This is a genomic window from Vibrio sp. J1-1 (genome assembly GCF_021728395.1).
In the GTDB taxonomy this organism is placed as follows: Bacteria; Pseudomonadota; Gammaproteobacteria; order Enterobacterales; family Vibrionaceae; genus Vibrio.
Window position 1 is genome coordinate 307308 of sequence record NZ_JAKKCM010000001.1, and the last position, 15591, is coordinate 322898.

A 15591-nucleotide genomic window follows, 5' to 3' on the forward strand; every position below is an offset into this window, starting at 1 on the left:
AGTTTACTCCACGGTTGGCTCTTCATAGAGCAACAACTCAATTTCACCGGAATCATGCAGCTCGCGAACCATTTGCATAATTTCTTGACGCGCACTTTCCACGCGACTGATAGGGACGGCTCCACGAACTTGCATGTCATCTTCAAGCGCTTTAGCCATACGCTGTGGCATGGAAGCTTTTATAGCCTGCTGAATCGTAATTTCCGCGCCTTTCAAAGCCACACTCCACAGGTCGACCGGTATTAACTGCACCAGCTTGTCCATCGTGTCTTCTCGCTGACGCGCCAAAACCATGAAATCAAACATGTTTTGTTCAACCCTACCAACCATTTCTTCATCGTGCAGTTTAAGCATTTCAATGAGTGAACCTCGGTCGCCCTCGAATCGGTTAATGATATTTGCCACCTGCTTCACGCCTGAGAGTGGTGCCCCCTGAGCTATCGACACCTGCTCAATGCAACGTTCGATGAGGTCATTGAGATCACTGACGATCTGGTGGTCAATATCTTGTAGAGATGCTATGCGGTATAGCAGTTCGTCATGACAATCTTCTGGTAAGTATTTAAGCACTAAAGAAGAGCTTTCTGCTGGTAAATACGCCAGAAAGATTGCCTGCATTTCCGGATGCTCACTCGCGATGAATCGCGCCAATATTTCAGAATCCACCCACTGCAGGCGTTGCATATTATTTTGGATTTCATCGCCGTAAATATTATTCAGTAGTCCTTTCGCCAGATCGTTACCGAGCGCTTTACGCAAGGTATTTGACAAATACTCTTTAGACGCCCCGCGAATACCACTGTGCTGACGGAAGTCTTCAAAGAAACTTTGAATAACACTGTAAGCGCTGTCACTTTTTATTCCGCTCAGACGCGCCATGGCTTTCGTCACTCTTTGAGTCTCGTCACGGCTGAAATGACGCAGTACTTTCGCTGCGGCATCTTCACCCATACCAAGTAACACAAGTGCCGTTTGTTCAACATTATTAAGCGTTGCTTGCGGCTGCGCTAGCTGTTCTGTATTCATTGACGTTTACCCATTGTTTCAATACTTCGGCAACTCGCTCTGGCTCTTCATTCGCGATAAGCTGCAGGTGTTTAAGTTGAATTTCCAGAGGTGACCCCGGCGGCGGCAACATATCGTTGCTCACATCAAGGCCAGTAGAAGCGGTGATGCCCTTCTCCATTAAGCGACGGTTGATCATCTCTTCCCGTTCACGTTCCTCACGGGTCTGCATATTGTCATATAGGTGATCATCTTGCTCTTCAGTAGGCTCTACTTCACGTGAGGCCATATCAGCACCGGTCACATGCATGATTAATGGACGCAAGACAAAGAAAATCATCGCCAACCCCAACATACCGCCAATCACATAACGCAGAGGCTGCTGAATGGTAGGGTCCTGCCACCAAGGGATCGTTGGCGGAGCTTCAATACTCAATGGCATAAAGTTGAAGCTCATCATGCTCAATCTATCGCCTCGCTCAGCAGTGATACCAACCGCGTCCGAGATCATGGTTGAGATCTGTTCTTTCTCACCCGGTAACCAGTTCGTACCATTAGGCGCAGCGGCATCATTTAATAGAATAGAAACACTGATTTTTTCGATCTGACCTTGTTGATGCTGTGTACGACGAACACTGCTGCCAACCGCGTATTGACGATTTACTTCTGCACGAGCATTGGTGTTTTGGCTATCTCCGGTCTCAGCTTCTCCGTCCACTGGCGGCAAGTTGCTTAACGTACCTGGTACGCCTAGCGCGATGTTATCAATGGAGTTGTTATGAATGGTATGCTCTTTACGAACGACCGGATTGTTATCCAGAATTTCCTGAGTTTCTTCAACTCGGCTGAAATCCATATCGGCAGCAACCTGAACTCGGAAGTTGCTCGGGCCGACAATCGGGGTCAACATATCCGCAGCACGCTGAATGATCTGCTTCTCTACATTTTTCTGGTAGTCCAGATACTTAGCGTTTACTTTACCCGATTCAGAAGAACCGACGTCAGCACTCAACAGACGACCATATTGATCAACCACAGAGACAAATTCCGGTTTCATTGCTGTCACACTACCAACAACCAGATTGATCACTGCTTCAACCTGCTCCGGCTTTAAATCTTCTCCAGGCTTTAGCTCTAGCATGATAGATGCCGACGGTGCCTCGGCATTTTGACGCACAAACAGAGTCTTAGCTGGAATAGCAAGGTGCACTCGCGCATTTGAAACTGCGTTTAGCGACATGATAGTGCGCACTAACTCACCTTCCAGCCCATGACGATAACGCGCCGTTTCCATGAACTGACTGGTACCCAATGAGCTGTCTTCCTGAAGAGAGTCAAAGCCGCTTGGTAGTTTCGCTTTTACGCCCTTTGCGGCGAGCAACATACGAATCCGCGCCACTTCCCCTTCCGGAACTAAGACCTGACCACTCTGCTCCTGCAGACGATAACTGATGCCATCGGATTCCAGTACCGACACAATTTCGCTGGTATCGAAGCGTTCCTGCTTACTGTATAGAGGACGATAGCTTTGCGAAGCACTCCACAAAGCCACCACAATGATGGCAGCTACAATTGCCGCCAGTACTGCTGACAAGACTAAATTACGCTGACTGCTCGCCCAGAGTTGCTTTACTTTATCTGTAAACTCTCCCGGCTCTTTCGGGGAAACTGACCCGTTACGTGGATCAGATTTCACGGCCAGATTGCTCATAACATTGGTAGATATATCAGACATGAATTACACCGGCATTTTCATAACATCTTCAAACGAAGCGACCACTTTATTGCGTACCTGCATAAGCGCATTGAACGAGAGACTGGCTTTCTGACTTGCTATCATTGCACCAACCAAGTCATCACTCTGGCCAGTTTCAACAGCCGTCATTTTCTCACTCGCCACTGACTGATGCTTATTCACTACGTCCAACACATTCGTCATTGCGTTAGAGAAGGACATAGGTTGAGTAACCTTTTGTCCATCAAGCGGATTAGCCGAAACAACAAACTCTGGTGTCGCATGGGCACGCATGGTTTCCATTTTCGACAACATCAGTTGTTCAGCAGTCATTAAATTGTTGAGCGGTTGACTTTCCATAATGTCATCTCCTCTATGCTGCCGATCCAAGCACCGACTGCAGATCTATACCGTACTCTCTCATTGCCGCTAGTTTGTAGCGTAATGCGCGGGTAGATACCCCTAGAGCGTTTGCCGTTTTAGTACGATTACCACCAAACTCGCGTAACTTGTCCAAAATATATTGGAACTCAGCCTGCTTCTTCACTTCTACATGTCCAAGCTTATTGGCCGGCATTTCATCTGGTACAGCGCCGATCAACTTAACTGGCAGCATAAGATCGTGAGCGGTGATGTAGTCACCATGTCGCATGACCAAAGCTCGCTGTATAACGTTTTCTAGCTCGCGGATATTTCCCGGCCAGTGATATTGGCTAAGCGCAACCATAGCGTCCTGAGACAGGTGACAATGACTGCCGTCCTGATACTTTTTAATGAAAAACTGACTGATCGGCAGAATGTCTTCTTTACGTTCGCGCAATGCTGGCCAGTGAAGTGGCAGAACATCAAGACGATAATAAAGATCCTCGCGAAATGTCCCTTTCTGCACTTCTTCACGTAGATCTTTATTGGTTGATGCAATAACACGAATATCGAGTTGAATTGTTTTATGACTTCCTACACGCTCGACGACTCGCTCCTGCAGAATGCGCAATAACTTAGCCTGGACCTCAGGAGACATTTCACCAATCTCGTCAAGTAAAATGGTTCCACCATTCGCTTCCTCAAACTTACCGCTTTGAGAACCCGTAGCGCCAGTAAAGGCCCCCTTCACATGACCGAAAAGAACCGCCTCAAGCATAGATTCAGGTATTGCAGCACAATTAACCGCGATAAATGGACCTTCAGCTCTTGAAGAGTGCTCGTGTACATAACGAGCAAGGACTTCTTTACCAGTACCTGATTCACCCGTAATTAAAACGCTTGCACTTGTACAAGCTGCGCGATGAGCTAACTGAAGAACCTGTTTACTGCGCCAAGATTCTGCAACGATGTTCGCTATCGGCTTACCTAAGGCTTCAACCCGACGCAACACACTCTTTAACTGATTCGCTTCGAACGGACGCAGCAGATAATCTGTTGCTCCCGCTTTCATTGTTTCTGCAGCTAAAACGCCCTGATCTTGTTCAACAATCGCAATAACAAAACCACTTTTACTCTGTTTCTGATGACTGGCAACAAACTCCCGCACACACATATCGGGCAGATTGGAACTGACTAACGTAACGTCTACCCGTTCATCAATCAGTGCCGCACGCCCTGTGCGTGAGTGTCTGACTTTATAATCAGACTTTTCCAATACATTCATTACAAGTTGGGCACAATGTTCGTTGGGCTCAACCAACAAAATTTCCATCCTTGACATAGACAACCTTAATCATATTTGTCGGTACTACACATCGTGGTACCAGTTATTATTTTATTTTTTTGCGGGCATCACTTTTTCGTTGTCACGGACTAACCTAATCGTGACACGTCTGTTTTTCGCTCTGCCTGCTTTTGTCGTATTACTTTTTATTGGGTAGCGAGAGCCATGGGCTCTAACCTCTATTTGCTTCTCACTAACACCTAGTTTTTTCAGCTCAGTGGCAACCAGGTCTGCTCGCTGCCTGGAAAGCTTCAGATTAGAAACTGAAGTACCACTACTATCTGTATACCCATCAATCAGAACTTTAGTTATATGCGAATCTGCAGCCAGATAACTATGTAGAGCGCGTATATGCTTGCGTTGAGCGGCGGTCAGTATTCGTTGCCCCGATTCAAAATAGATGAAAGCATCGCGCGCTTTAGAAAAAGAAATCTCAGGTAATGTTTCTTTACACTGTTTAAATTTAGACAGACTCGCCTGGTAGCGAACTGTTGGAACGGTATATTCAAGTGAAGCGGAAATATCACTTCCGCTTAACATAATTTTTAACCAACTCCCCATTGCTGTCGCATCAAGTAATATTTCAACATTATGACGAAAAGATACCTTTTTATCATCGATGACAACACTATCAGAGATTAATACCTGTTCTGATTCATAAGCCCAAGGAGTAGGCTGACTAAATAAAAATCCTTTATTCCAATTTTTTGAATATTCCTTTAATTCTATATTAAATAAAAGTTCGTTCTTTTTATTTGAGCGGAAGTAAAACTTCCCATGCTGCGGAATATAATATTCCAACTTACATTCCAAACGATTACCACTATATGTCCAGCGAACTAAATCCATAGGGATTTCTATTGCAAAAGCCTTTCCAATAGAGCAACCCAAGAAAAAAGTAAGCCACAGAAAACATTTACTCATATTCAAAAGTCAAATAAGAAACAAGTACCTTATCAGCAATAAAGCACTTTCTAATTTACACGGCCCTATTAATGTCACAACAAATCAACCAATACAAAAGCTTAAGATCATACTCTATAGAGAGATGATTTAAGCTCCCATATGCAACTTTGGAGTTATTAGAGGCGAACCTTTACTCAATTCTTGAGCAACACAATACTAAGCACAATTATAGTAATAAAGGAAACAATAATCGATTATTAAATTTCATTAATTTAATAAGCATTCCAACAATTAATATTAAATATAAATAACCATATAGACACTCTGTTGTCATGGCTGTAAACTCATTTCGACCTAATTGGAGGTTTCGTATCCAATTCCATTAAACAAATAAAAGCAAACACTGAATTAAAATGTCTATTCATGAATTTCAACCATTAAACATAGAATGGTTGGGTAAGCCAATTCATATTATCCGTGAAAAACTGGAAAGTATGTTATCAGACTCATGCAACGTGTTAACGTATGAACTACAAACTTGGCTAAAAACTGAAAAAGTAGAGACCTCTATAAATAAGGTCTCTCTCCACACACTTGCGCCGAATAAAATGGCGAAACCTCATACCTGCACGTTTAGTCATCACGGCGGCGGGCTTCTTTATGTACACATCGACCATGCGACTCTGCTCCGGCTCTCTGATCGCTTTTTTGGTTCTAAGATCGAACGCAAGACGACCAACCTTAGCAATAGCGACCTTCGCCTACAGGAAAAAATAGGCAAGCTCATCATTCACTGGCTGGCTCCTAAGGAAATGTGGACCTTATCAGAGTTTGAGCCATCACAGGGGTTAGGACTGTACGCGACCATAAAAGTGAACTTTGCTGATTCTAGTGGTTTTATCCACATCAAACTGAATGAGGCGTTGATCTCTGTTTTGACCGATCAGCTAGGGCTCAAATCTAACCAAGCGCTGTATGAGCCATTTTGCCACTCGTTAGAGTCCACACCAGTGAAACTCAATGCTCTGCTTAGTAAGAAGACTCTTCCGTTGAGCGAATTACTCTCTCTGAAACCTGACGATATTTTACCCATTGAATTGCTTTCTGATATCCCGGTGAGTATAGGCCAGGAGCACCTGTTTACAGGACACGTAGCCGAGAAAGATGGCCAATTAGTTTTGATTATTAACCAAGACAAGGAGTCCTTGCGATGAGTGATTCACTAGAAAACAACGCCTTTGATAGCGAAGAACTGAATTTTGATGATTTCCAGCTGGAAGGCATAAACGACAATACGCCAAAGTTCACACCAGCTGAAGCGGAGCGTGACCTCAGCTTTTTTAAGAACATTCCGGTTACCGTAACGCTGGAAGTCGCCAGCAAGGAAATCACACTTGCTGACCTGATGAAAGCCGGTGAAGGCAGCGTTATCGAGTTGGATAAACTTAACGGTGAACCTCTGGATGTCAAAGTGAACGGTGCCTTAATGGGCCATGCAGAAGTCGTGATTGTTAATGACAAATACGGCTTGCGTCTGACGGATGTGCTGGATACCACGCTAACGAATGCTGTGAAATAAGGCTGTTCATAGGATGAAGAAACCTCTGTACCATCAGCTATGGCTTCCTCTGCTTGGTGTTGTGATTCTGCTTTTTGCCCTGCCATCCATGGCTGCCGACAATGGGCTAACGATTTTATCTGTCAGTGATGGCGATTCTCAGCAGGAATATAGTGTTAAGCTGCAAATCCTGCTTCTGATGACAGCGTTAAGCTTCCTTCCTGCTTTTATTTTGATGGCGACCAGTTTTACCCGAATTATCATTGTTCTCGCGATTCTGCGTCAGGCTCTTGGTTTACAGCAAAGCCCTCCCAATCGCGTATTAGTTGGTATTGCATTAGCACTCTCATTATTGATCATGCGTCCGGTCTGGACAGATGTGTATGACAACGCCTTCATGCCTTACGACCAAGGAGAAGTCACGCTGATGCAGGCTCTGTCTATTGCAGAGAAACCTGTGCGCAACTTCATGCTTACGCAAACTCAACAAAGTTCTTTAGAACAGATGCTTCGCATCGCTAATGAGCCATTGGACACAAAACTGGAGGATATCTCTTTCGCCGTTGTTTTGCCGGCTTTTGTGATTAGTGAGCTGAAAACCGCATTCCAGATAGGCTTTATGCTATTTATCCCCTTTCTCATTATCGATCTGGTCGTAGCCAGTGTATTGATGGCCATGGGTATGATGATGCTTTCGCCACTTATCGTTTCACTGCCCTTTAAGCTGGTTGTGTTTGTTCTTGTCGATGGATGGGCGATGACCGTTGGAACGCTCGCCGCAAGCTTCGGGTAACGGGTGAATCCATGACTCCAGAATTAGTTGTAACCCTGTTTTCCAACGCAGTTTGGATGATAATCACCATCGTCGCGGTGCTGGTCGTGCCAGGTCTTATCACCGGGCTGATCATCGCAGTTTTTCAGGCCGCCACACAAATTAACGAGCAGACACTCAGCTTCTTGCCTCGTCTGCTGGTCACTCTGTTAATGGTGATTTTCGCTGGCCACTGGATGCTCAGAACCATCATGGATTTGTTCGACTACCTGTTCCACAACATACCGGGAATGATTGGCTGATGGAAATAACATTTGCTGACATCTCTCGCATCTTGGGGCAGTTTTGGTGGCCATTTTTTCGAGTGAGTGCGGTATTCATCTCTATGCCATTTTTTGGCGATGCGTTAATTCCGATATGGATTCGCACCCTTTTTGCATTATCAATTGTCGTTATTACAGCGCCACTAATGCCAGCCATGCCTGCCGTCGATTTATTTTCCTTAACGTCTTTGTTGCTCGCATTTGAACAAGCCATATGGGGGCTCTTTTTCGGCCTGATTATGCATATGCTATTCACCATTTTCACCATGCTTGGGCAGATCGTTTCCCTACAAATGGGTTTAGGTATGGCAATGATGAATGATCCGGTAAACGGCATGTCGGTCGCTATTCTGGGGCGGATATTTCTCCTATTCAGTACATTGCTATTTCTCGCTCTCGAAGGGCACCTGCTGATCATTGATATTGTTATCCAAAGTTTTGAAGTGTGGCCAGTGGGCTCTGGAATCAGCGCTATCTCACTGGACGGTATTATCAGCGTATTTGGTTGGATGTTCGCTTCATCTCTAGCTTTAGCGTTACCAGCAATTGTAGCGATGCTGCTAGCAAACATCAGTTTTGGCGTGATGAACCGCGCAGCACCGTCACTTAACGTGTATGCATTAGGCTTTCCTATGACCATGCTACTCGGCCTCATTGCGGTACTTATTTCCATTTCTGGCGTACCAACCCGATACACTGCTCTGGTGCACGATACATTGGGTTTTCTGAGTAAATATCTTTTGGGGCAGGCATGAGCACATCGTCATCTCAGGATAAAACCGAAAAAGCCTCACCGCAGAAAATTAAAAAGGCACGTCAGGATGGTCAGATTCCCCGCGCCAAAGAATTCACTACTGCGGTTATATTTCTGGCCGTGATTACCTATTTATACAGCCAGTTCACTTCCATCTGGGATAATATTTCGGGCGTCTTTCGCTACAACATGGAACTGACGAAAGCGGACTTAGCGAACCCTCAGCAATTAGTCGAACAACTGGGTCACAGCCTAGGTCTGATAATCACGATGCTGACGCCTATGTTCGTCATCATTATGCTTGCCTCGGTGGCAAGTAGCATGGTTCTTGGCGGATGGATGCTTCATCTGCCTAATGCTCAACCTAAACTGAGCAAGCTCAACCCAATTTCAGGAGTAAAGAGAATGTTCTCTACTCGCTCGTTGGTTGAACTGATTAAATCCTCCTTAAAAGTCGCGGTCATATTTGCCGTTTTGTATTGGTACCTAAGCAGTAATCTGCAGCCTTTGCTTAATCTCCTCCATCTACCTCTGGGTCAAGGCGTAAAAACGATTATGATGATCCTGTTTAATGGTCTGTTAATTATGGGAGGGATACTTCTGCTGTTTGGCTTAATCGATATCCCCTATCAGCGCTGGGAACACCTGAAAGAACTCAAAATGACCAAGCAAGAACTCAAAGAAGAGTACAAAAATAACGAAGGTCGTCCGGAAGTAAAACAGCGCATTCGCCAGATCCAACAGCAATTTGCCCGGCGTAAAATCGACAAAATGGTGCCAACCGCTGATGTGGTGATCACCAACCCGACACACTACGCGGTCGCGATTAAATATGACCCATCGCTTTCAGATGCCCCGTTTGTCGTTGCGAAAGGCGTGGATGAAACCGCCATGCATATTCAACGCATCGCCAGAGAGAACAATGTGGAGATCATTAATTCTCCACCATTAACACGTTCTATTTATCACACCACTGCTATTGAGCAAGCAGTTCCCAGTCAGCTCTATATCGCGGTGGCACATATTCTGACTTACGTGATGCAGCTAAAAACATTCCGCACCCAACAGGGCGAAAAACCGATGCCGCTGCCTCACTTTACGATCCCTCAACATTTGCAGCATTAATCATAAGAATTCATTGTTAGGATAAAAACCCATGCTTAACCGGTTAAAACAACTCCAGATTTCCAGCAAAGGCTATGTCGGCATACCGATAGTTCTGCTAATGGTATTAGCAATGGTCATTCTACCGTTGCCTCCGTTACTGCTGGATGCTCTGTTTACCTTCAACATTGTACTGGCCATATTGGTTTTGCTGGTCAGCACGACAGCAAGACGACCGTTGGACTTTTCTATATTTCCGACAATTCTGCTGATTGCAACTCTGCTGCGTCTGACTCTGAACGTCGCCTCGACCCGTGTCGTACTACTAGAGGGTCACAATGGTGGTGATGCCGCAGGTAAGGTAATTCAGGCCTTTGGTGAAGTCGTCATCGGCGGGAACTACGTTGTTGGTATGGTAGTTTTTGTGATTTTGATGATCATCAACTTTGTCGTCATCACCAAAGGCGGCGAACGTATATCAGAAGTATCCGCCCGATTTACTCTGGATGCGTTACCAGGTAAGCAGATGGCGATTGATGCCGATCTCAATGCAGGTTTGATCGATCAGGAAACCGCTCGTCTGCGTCGCCGCGAAGTGGCCAATGAAGCCGATTTCCACGGTTCTATGGACGGTGCATCAAAGTTCGTCCGCGGTGATGCCATTGCGGGCCTTATGATTCTGTTTATCAACATTATCGGCGGTATCAGCATCGGGGTATTTGAACACGGTCTTCCAGCGTCAGAAGCATTCAAAGTTTATGCGCTACTGACTATTGGTGACGGTTTGGTCGCGCAGATCCCATCACTCCTGCTTGCTACCTCTGCCGCGATCATCGTTACACGTATCAATGACAGCGACAACGGCATGTCGGAAACCTTGCAAAAACAGCTGTTAGCAACCCCTGCCACGCTGTTTACTGTCGCTGCAATCATGCTGATGATAGGCATGGTGCCGGGTATGCCTCACCTCGCCTTCTTTGCCTTTGCCGCAGCATTAGGTTTTGCTGGCTGGCGTCAGTACAAAAATCCAGCTGTCGACACACAGCTCGAACAAGTCGAAGTCATTTCTCAGGCTATGCAACAGGAAGAGACTCCGCTGAGTTGGGATGATATTCCTCATGTTCACACCCTGTCACTGGCGTTGGGATACCGTTTGGTTCATCTGGTTAACAAAGATCAGGGAGCCCCTTTAGCAAAACGCATTCGTGGCGTTCGACGCAACCTCTCTGAACAGGTGGGTTTTCTGTTACCGGAAGTCCGAATCCGCGATAACCTCAGCCTCAAACCGAACCAGTACACGATTGCCCTTAACGGTGAAGTCATTGAGCAAGGCTTTATTGAACCTGACCGTTTGATGGCGATAGCGGTTGGCGAAACCTACGGAGAAATAGATGGTATCTTGGGTCATGATCCGGCATACCAACTTCCTGCGGTTTGGATTGAACACACTAACAAAGCCAAAGCACTGAATATGGGCTACCAGGTTGTTGATGACGCAACGGTGATTGCAACGCATATCAGTAAGGTCATTAAGACCAATCTGGCGGAACTGTTCAATCATGACGATGTGGATGCGATAACCCAGCGCCTGACCCAGCAAGCGCCAAAACTGGCCGAAGCGCTTAGTGCCGCTCTCAACCCAGCACAGCAACTCAAAGTTTATCGACAACTGTTGTTAGATCAGGTGCCGCTCCAGGACATTCGAACCATCGCCAACTCGATGTTAGAGTCTTCAGAAAACACCAAAGATCCGATTTTGCTGGCGGCAGACATACGTTACTCGCTTCGACGTACCTTAATTAATCTCGTTGCAGGGCAGAAAAATGAATTGAACGTTTACGCCCTATCAGATGAACTGGAACAAATGCTAATGACATCCCTGCAGCAGGCTCAGGCTAGCGGAAAAATCATGCTGGATAGTTTCCCTATAGAGCCCAATATACTAGCGCAGTTTCAGCAGAACCTACCACTGATTAAACAACAATTAAAGCAACAAGGAATGGCGCCAATCCTATTAGTTATGCCACAATTGCGCCCATTGATCGCTCGCTATGCGCGGACCTTCTCTCAAGGATTGGCGGTCTTGTCGTACAATGAAATTCCAGAAAATAAACAAATAAACGTGGTAGGAAACCTTGGCTAGTCTCAAATCATATCAGGCAATATACCGTTATCTCGATAAGCTTATGGAAACACACTTAGAGACAGATGACGACAAATTGGTTCACGATGCATTCAGACATAATGACATTCGGCACGCCTGTCAGGCTATTCGTGAAACCCGTTCAGGAGAAATCGAGTTTCAACACTTAACACTGCGCTTTGGCGGAGGAGGCGAACAAAGTGTCTATCAGTTCGCGCTGTCGGAAAAGATTGCCTACTGTCTCGACCTCTACAGCCTGTATCTCGCGCTGCGCCAGACCCGATTTCAGATGGAAACGTTCCATCCGGATTTTATCAGCAATGTGGTGGTGCCTTTAAAGCTGGATGCACTGATTTGGCAACCGGGGAAAGAATTTTTTGAGCAAGTACTGCAATGCCATAAGAGAGAGTTCTCCCATGTTATCCCTTCGATTCAACTAAACGAAAGCTCGAGTTTTACTCCCGCTGGACAAAACCTCATTGAACAGGTGAGGCAGTTTGCACTCGCCTTGTGGTTCGAAGCTGTTGCACCATGTTCGTACTTAGACCAAATTCAACCGCTTAAACCAGATGTACTAAAACTTGCCATTACCCTGGAAGATAAAGAATCGCGCATGGCGTTCTTACCTATTGTTCGATTTCTCAGGAAAAACCATATCCAGTGGGTCGCCAGCCGTGTTGCGTGTCAGAAAGAGCTCAGCCAGTACAAACTGCTGGGTGCCAATTATTACTTTGGCTACTTTAGTGATATTCCGACACCACTCTCTTTTAAAGGCTTTGGTTCTGACAACGACTCTTGGCAATGATACACCGTCAGCCAGATAGCACTCAATCCCCCCTTTTTTTCCCTCTATTTAGATGCTAAAAACTTGGCGCCAACCACTGACGAAAAAAGTCTCGGTATGGTGCCAAAACAAAAAATCCAAATTAATTAAATTTTTAATTAATTTTTCGCCTCCTTCATCCGCCTCTATTAAATAACGGGGAAAAGCCCCAAGTCCTGAATCTAGTGACAGACTATTGAGAGAAACGAAGGAGTTTTACCATGGCTTTATCTATGCACACTAACTACGCATCGCTTGTAACGCAAAACACACTAAACCAAACAAGCAATCTATTAAATACTGCAATGGAGCGTCTAAGCACCGGTTACCGCATCAATTCAGCGGCTGACGATGCTGCGGGCCTACAAATCTCTAACCGCCTAGAAGCACAAACACGTGGTATGAGCGTAGCAATGCGTAACGCACAAGACGGCATGTCTATGCTGCAAACGGCTGAAGGTGCTTTTGACGAAGCGACTAACATCCTTTACCGCATGAACGACCTAGCAACACAGTCTGCAAACGGCACGAACACTCTTGCCGATCAAGCGTCTTTGCAAAAAGAGTTTGCTGCACTAGGTGAAGAGCTGACGAACATTGTTGATAACACCAAATACGCAGGTGATGCACTGATCACTGCTGCAGGTATCAAAACAGGTGGACTAACGCTGCAAATTGGCGCTTCTTCTGCAGAAACACTAGCGCTAACAGATGTTGATACTGACGTAATCGCTGCGCACACTTCATTGGGTACAACTGTCCCTGCATTTGATATCAGCACAACTGCGGGCGCAACAGCAGCAATGGACGGCCTAGTCACTGCTATCAATACAGTTGGTACTGCGCGCGCTGGTCTCGGTGCAACCATCAACCGCCTTGACCACACCGTTGCCAACTTAGGTAACATGGTTGAGAACACTTCTGCTGCCAAAGGCCGTATTGTAGATGCTGACTTCGCGGTTGAGTCATCTAACATGACTAAGAACCAGATGTTGATGCAAGCAGGTACAACGGTACTGTCTCAGACAAACCAGCTACCAGGCATGGCAATGTCTCTGCTACGTTAATGTAAGTTGCGGAGTCCTCCTCCGCCTTATTTTATTCGTCCAAAAAACAGCCTCCTACTGGAGGCTGTTTTATTTTTCTGATCAGAATCTGAGTTCGCTTCGTTACACATTTTATTTAATCTCCTCCCCACTTCGGTCGCCTTCTATTTACAAGCGTATCCTCACCTTTCAGAGGAAGCAGCGGAAATAGCAGCATGGAATACCTCTTTCCGCAAAAGCAAAAAAGTCAACATAATTCATTGTTAAATAAAGATTTACTTACTGGCACTCATCTTGCTACACGTCAGTTATGGACCAAACGATGATGCGCGACACAAACCCTAAAAACTAGCGACGACAAGGGAGTACTCCAATGAGTTCATTAGATCCAATTTCGATGGCGACCCAATTGGCAACATATGATGTCCAATCTTTTCAAACACGCTATTCGACACAGACAAAGCAATATCAATCACAGCTAGATGCGCTACAAAAAGTTGAAAGCGCGTTACGTGAGTTTCGCACTGCTGTGGATGAAATGAACAGCAGTACTAGCAGCATTATCAAGAACAGCGCTACCACCTCAGAAGACGGCTTTTTTTCTGCAACTGCTGATGCAACGGCGCTTTCAGGTAGCTACCAAATATTTGTTGAGCAGGTGGCGACCGCTCATCAGGTTTCCACAACTCTACCCACAACACTGGATTCCACAACAGAAATACCATTAACCGGAACCATGGATTTCACGGTTAACGGCAATACCATGACACTTGATTTATCTACTGTTGACAGCGACGGAGATGGCATCGCAACCATGACGGACCTAGTCAAGGCCATCAACAACGATGCTAACAATCCTGGCGTCAACGCCACTCTGGTTCGTTCCAACGGCCAAACGCATTTTATGCTCTCAAGTGAAGAAACGGGTGTCGCAAACAGCCTCAGCGTCACCGCTTCTGGCACAGGTCAAGCCTGGTTTGAAGATGGCTTTAATACGCTAAACACAATTACCGCCCCGCAGGACGCCATCATCTGGCTGGGAGCAAAAGATACCGGTCTTAAACTGACAGAGAGCAGCAACACATTCAGCAGCGTCATTGATGGCGTTGATATTACGGTGACAAAAGCACAAAGCGCGACTGACGCGGCGTTAACAATGGATATTGGCGCTGATGAAGAGGCAACCACAGAACAGGTGACCAAGTTCATCGACGCCTATAACTCTCTGGTATCGACTATTGATAAATATTCCCAAATAGATAGTGAACAAGAGACACGACCAGTTCTGGCCAGCGATCCAACACTACGATCAATCGAAAGCCAACTCAACGCCATGATTCGTAGTGAGTTTGGTGGTCTGCGTCTGGCAGATGCCGGGATAGAGATTGATCGCCACGGTAAGATGAAGCTGGACTCTGACAAATTTGAACAGGCTCAGCTCAATAATAGTGCCGCTCTGGAAGAGATGTTTAATGGTGACGGCAACCTCCTAGACTCACTAGACACTTTAGTCGAGCCGTATCTGCAATTCACATCCGGATTATTCAAATCGCGCAAGGACGCCATCCAGCAAAGTATCGACCGCATCAGTGACAAGCAAGTAGTGCTCGAACGTAAATACGATATGGCGTACGACCGCTACCTAAAACAATTTACTCAAATGAACACCATTATGCGTCAGATGGAACAAACCATGGGCATGTTTGGTTAATGG

The 15591-nt window shown here is 45.8% G+C and carries 15 protein-coding genes; 10 read left to right on the forward strand and 5 right to left on the reverse strand.

The features are described 5' to 3' along the window. Nucleotides 1-3: 3 nt before the first annotated feature. The 5 genes from L3V31_RS01360 to L3V31_RS01380 are packed head-to-tail and all read right to left on the reverse strand — an operon-like array spanning nucleotide 4 to nucleotide 5297. Nucleotides 4-1026, reverse strand: coding sequence for a flagellar motor switch protein FliG (locus L3V31_RS01360; RefSeq protein WP_237314062.1), 1023 nt, complete (start codon nucleotides 1024-1026; stop codon nucleotides 4-6). Next, nucleotides 986-2740 (reverse strand): flagellar basal-body MS-ring/collar protein FliF, encoded by a 1755-nt coding sequence (gene fliF / locus L3V31_RS01365; protein WP_237314064.1) that lies wholly within the window; start codon nucleotides 2738-2740, stop codon nucleotides 986-988. Before fliF ends, L3V31_RS01360 begins: the two co-directional genes overlap by 41 nt. 3 nt (nucleotides 2741-2743) lie before the next feature. Further along, entirely contained in the window at nucleotides 2744-3100 is a 357-nt protein-coding gene (gene fliE / locus L3V31_RS01370) for a flagellar hook-basal body complex protein FliE (protein WP_237314066.1), read from the reverse strand. 13 nt (nucleotides 3101-3113) lie between these two features. Then, complete coding sequence (locus tag L3V31_RS01375; protein WP_237314068.1) at nucleotides 3114-4445, reverse strand: sigma-54 dependent transcriptional regulator; 1332 nt, start codon at nucleotides 4443-4445, stop codon at nucleotides 3114-3116. 54 nt (nucleotides 4446-4499) lie between these two features. Continuing rightward, nucleotides 4500-5297, reverse strand: a complete 798-nt coding sequence (locus L3V31_RS01380; protein ID WP_237314070.1) for an OmpA family protein — start codon at nucleotides 5295-5297, stop codon at nucleotides 4500-4502. A 470-nt stretch (nucleotides 5298-5767) separates the two neighbouring features. Between L3V31_RS01380 and L3V31_RS01385 the strand changes: the two genes are divergently transcribed. The 10 genes from L3V31_RS01385 to fliD all read left to right on the forward strand — a co-directional run bounded on the left by L3V31_RS01385 (nucleotide 5768) and on the right by fliD (nucleotide 15588). Continuing rightward, nucleotides 5768-6568 (forward strand): flagellar motor switch protein FliM, encoded by an 801-nt coding sequence (locus L3V31_RS01385; protein ID WP_237314072.1) that lies wholly within the window; start codon nucleotides 5768-5770, stop codon nucleotides 6566-6568. After that, on the forward strand, nucleotides 6565-6933 hold the full coding sequence (fliN, locus tag L3V31_RS01390) for a flagellar motor switch protein FliN (protein ID WP_237314074.1): 369 nt from the start codon (nucleotides 6565-6567) through the stop codon (nucleotides 6931-6933). The genes L3V31_RS01385 and fliN overlap by 4 nt, the downstream gene beginning before the upstream one ends. Nucleotides 6934-6946: 13 nt before the next feature. Beyond that, nucleotides 6947-7705 (forward strand): flagellar type III secretion system pore protein FliP, encoded by a 759-nt coding sequence (gene fliP / locus L3V31_RS01395; RefSeq protein WP_237314076.1) that lies wholly within the window; start codon nucleotides 6947-6949, stop codon nucleotides 7703-7705. Nucleotides 7706-7716: 11 nt separating this feature from the next. Further along, complete coding sequence (gene fliQ / locus L3V31_RS01400; protein WP_237314078.1) at nucleotides 7717-7986, forward strand: flagellar biosynthesis protein FliQ; 270 nt, start codon at nucleotides 7717-7719, stop codon at nucleotides 7984-7986. Continuing rightward, nucleotides 7986-8762 (forward strand): flagellar biosynthetic protein FliR, encoded by a 777-nt coding sequence (gene fliR, locus L3V31_RS01405; RefSeq protein WP_237314080.1) that lies wholly within the window; start codon nucleotides 7986-7988, stop codon nucleotides 8760-8762. The genes fliQ and fliR overlap by 1 nt, the downstream gene beginning before the upstream one ends. Next, nucleotides 8759-9886 carry a flagellar biosynthesis protein FlhB gene (flhB, locus tag L3V31_RS01410; RefSeq protein WP_237314082.1) on the forward strand — a complete coding sequence of 376 codons (1128 nt, stop codon included), beginning with the start codon at nucleotides 8759-8761 and terminating at the stop codon, nucleotides 9884-9886. The genes fliR and flhB overlap by 4 nt, the downstream gene beginning before the upstream one ends. 31 nt (nucleotides 9887-9917) lie before the next feature. Next, nucleotides 9918-12008 carry a flagellar biosynthesis protein FlhA gene (gene flhA, locus L3V31_RS01415; protein WP_237314084.1) on the forward strand — a complete coding sequence of 697 codons (2091 nt, stop codon included), beginning with the start codon at nucleotides 9918-9920 and terminating at the stop codon, nucleotides 12006-12008. Then, the gene (locus tag L3V31_RS01420) at nucleotides 12001-12813 is read left to right on the forward strand and encodes a diguanylate phosphodiesterase (RefSeq protein WP_237314085.1); all 813 of its coding nucleotides are present in this window, start codon (nucleotides 12001-12003) and stop codon (nucleotides 12811-12813) included. Before flhA ends, L3V31_RS01420 begins: the two co-directional genes overlap by 8 nt. Before the next feature lie 239 nt (nucleotides 12814-13052). Then, nucleotides 13053-13898 (forward strand): lateral flagellin LafA, encoded by an 846-nt coding sequence (gene lafA / locus L3V31_RS01425; protein ID WP_237314087.1) that lies wholly within the window; start codon nucleotides 13053-13055, stop codon nucleotides 13896-13898. A 352-nt stretch (nucleotides 13899-14250) separates the two neighbouring features. After that, nucleotides 14251-15588: a flagellar filament capping protein FliD gene (fliD, locus tag L3V31_RS01430; RefSeq protein ID WP_237314089.1), complete on the forward strand. Its 1338-nt coding sequence runs from the start codon at nucleotides 14251-14253 to the stop codon at nucleotides 15586-15588. The last annotated feature ends 3 nt before the right edge of the window (nucleotides 15589-15591 follow it).

Coding starts and splice junctions, on each gene's coding strand:
- fliE (WP_237314066.1), bottom strand. CDS start 3,100: ATGGAAAGTCAACCGCTCAACAATTTAATGACTGCTGAACAACTGATG.
- L3V31_RS01375 (WP_237314068.1), bottom strand. CDS start 4,445: ATGTCAAGGATGGAAATTTTGTTGGTTGAGCCCAACGAACATTGTGCC.
- fliR (WP_237314080.1), top strand. CDS start 7,986: ATGGAAATAACATTTGCTGACATCTCTCGCATCTTGGGGCAGTTTTGG.
- fliN (WP_237314074.1), top strand. CDS start 6,565: ATGAGTGATTCACTAGAAAACAACGCCTTTGATAGCGAAGAACTGAAT.
- L3V31_RS01385 (WP_237314072.1), top strand. CDS start 5,768: ATGTCTATTCATGAATTTCAACCATTAAACATAGAATGGTTGGGTAAG.
- L3V31_RS01360 (WP_237314062.1), bottom strand. CDS start 1,026: ATGAATACAGAACAGCTAGCGCAGCCGCAAGCAACGCTTAATAATGTT.
- fliQ (WP_237314078.1), top strand. CDS start 7,717: ATGACTCCAGAATTAGTTGTAACCCTGTTTTCCAACGCAGTTTGGATG.
- fliD (WP_237314089.1), top strand. CDS start 14,251: ATGAGTTCATTAGATCCAATTTCGATGGCGACCCAATTGGCAACATAT.
- fliP (WP_237314076.1), top strand. CDS start 6,947: ATGAAGAAACCTCTGTACCATCAGCTATGGCTTCCTCTGCTTGGTGTT.
- L3V31_RS01380 (WP_237314070.1), bottom strand. CDS start 5,297: ATGGATTTAGTTCGCTGGACATATAGTGGTAATCGTTTGGAATGTAAG.
- lafA (WP_237314087.1), top strand. CDS start 13,053: ATGGCTTTATCTATGCACACTAACTACGCATCGCTTGTAACGCAAAAC.
- flhB (WP_237314082.1), top strand. CDS start 8,759: ATGAGCACATCGTCATCTCAGGATAAAACCGAAAAAGCCTCACCGCAG.
- flhA (WP_237314084.1), top strand. CDS start 9,918: ATGCTTAACCGGTTAAAACAACTCCAGATTTCCAGCAAAGGCTATGTC.
- fliF (WP_237314064.1), bottom strand. CDS start 2,740: ATGTCTGATATATCTACCAATGTTATGAGCAATCTGGCCGTGAAATCT.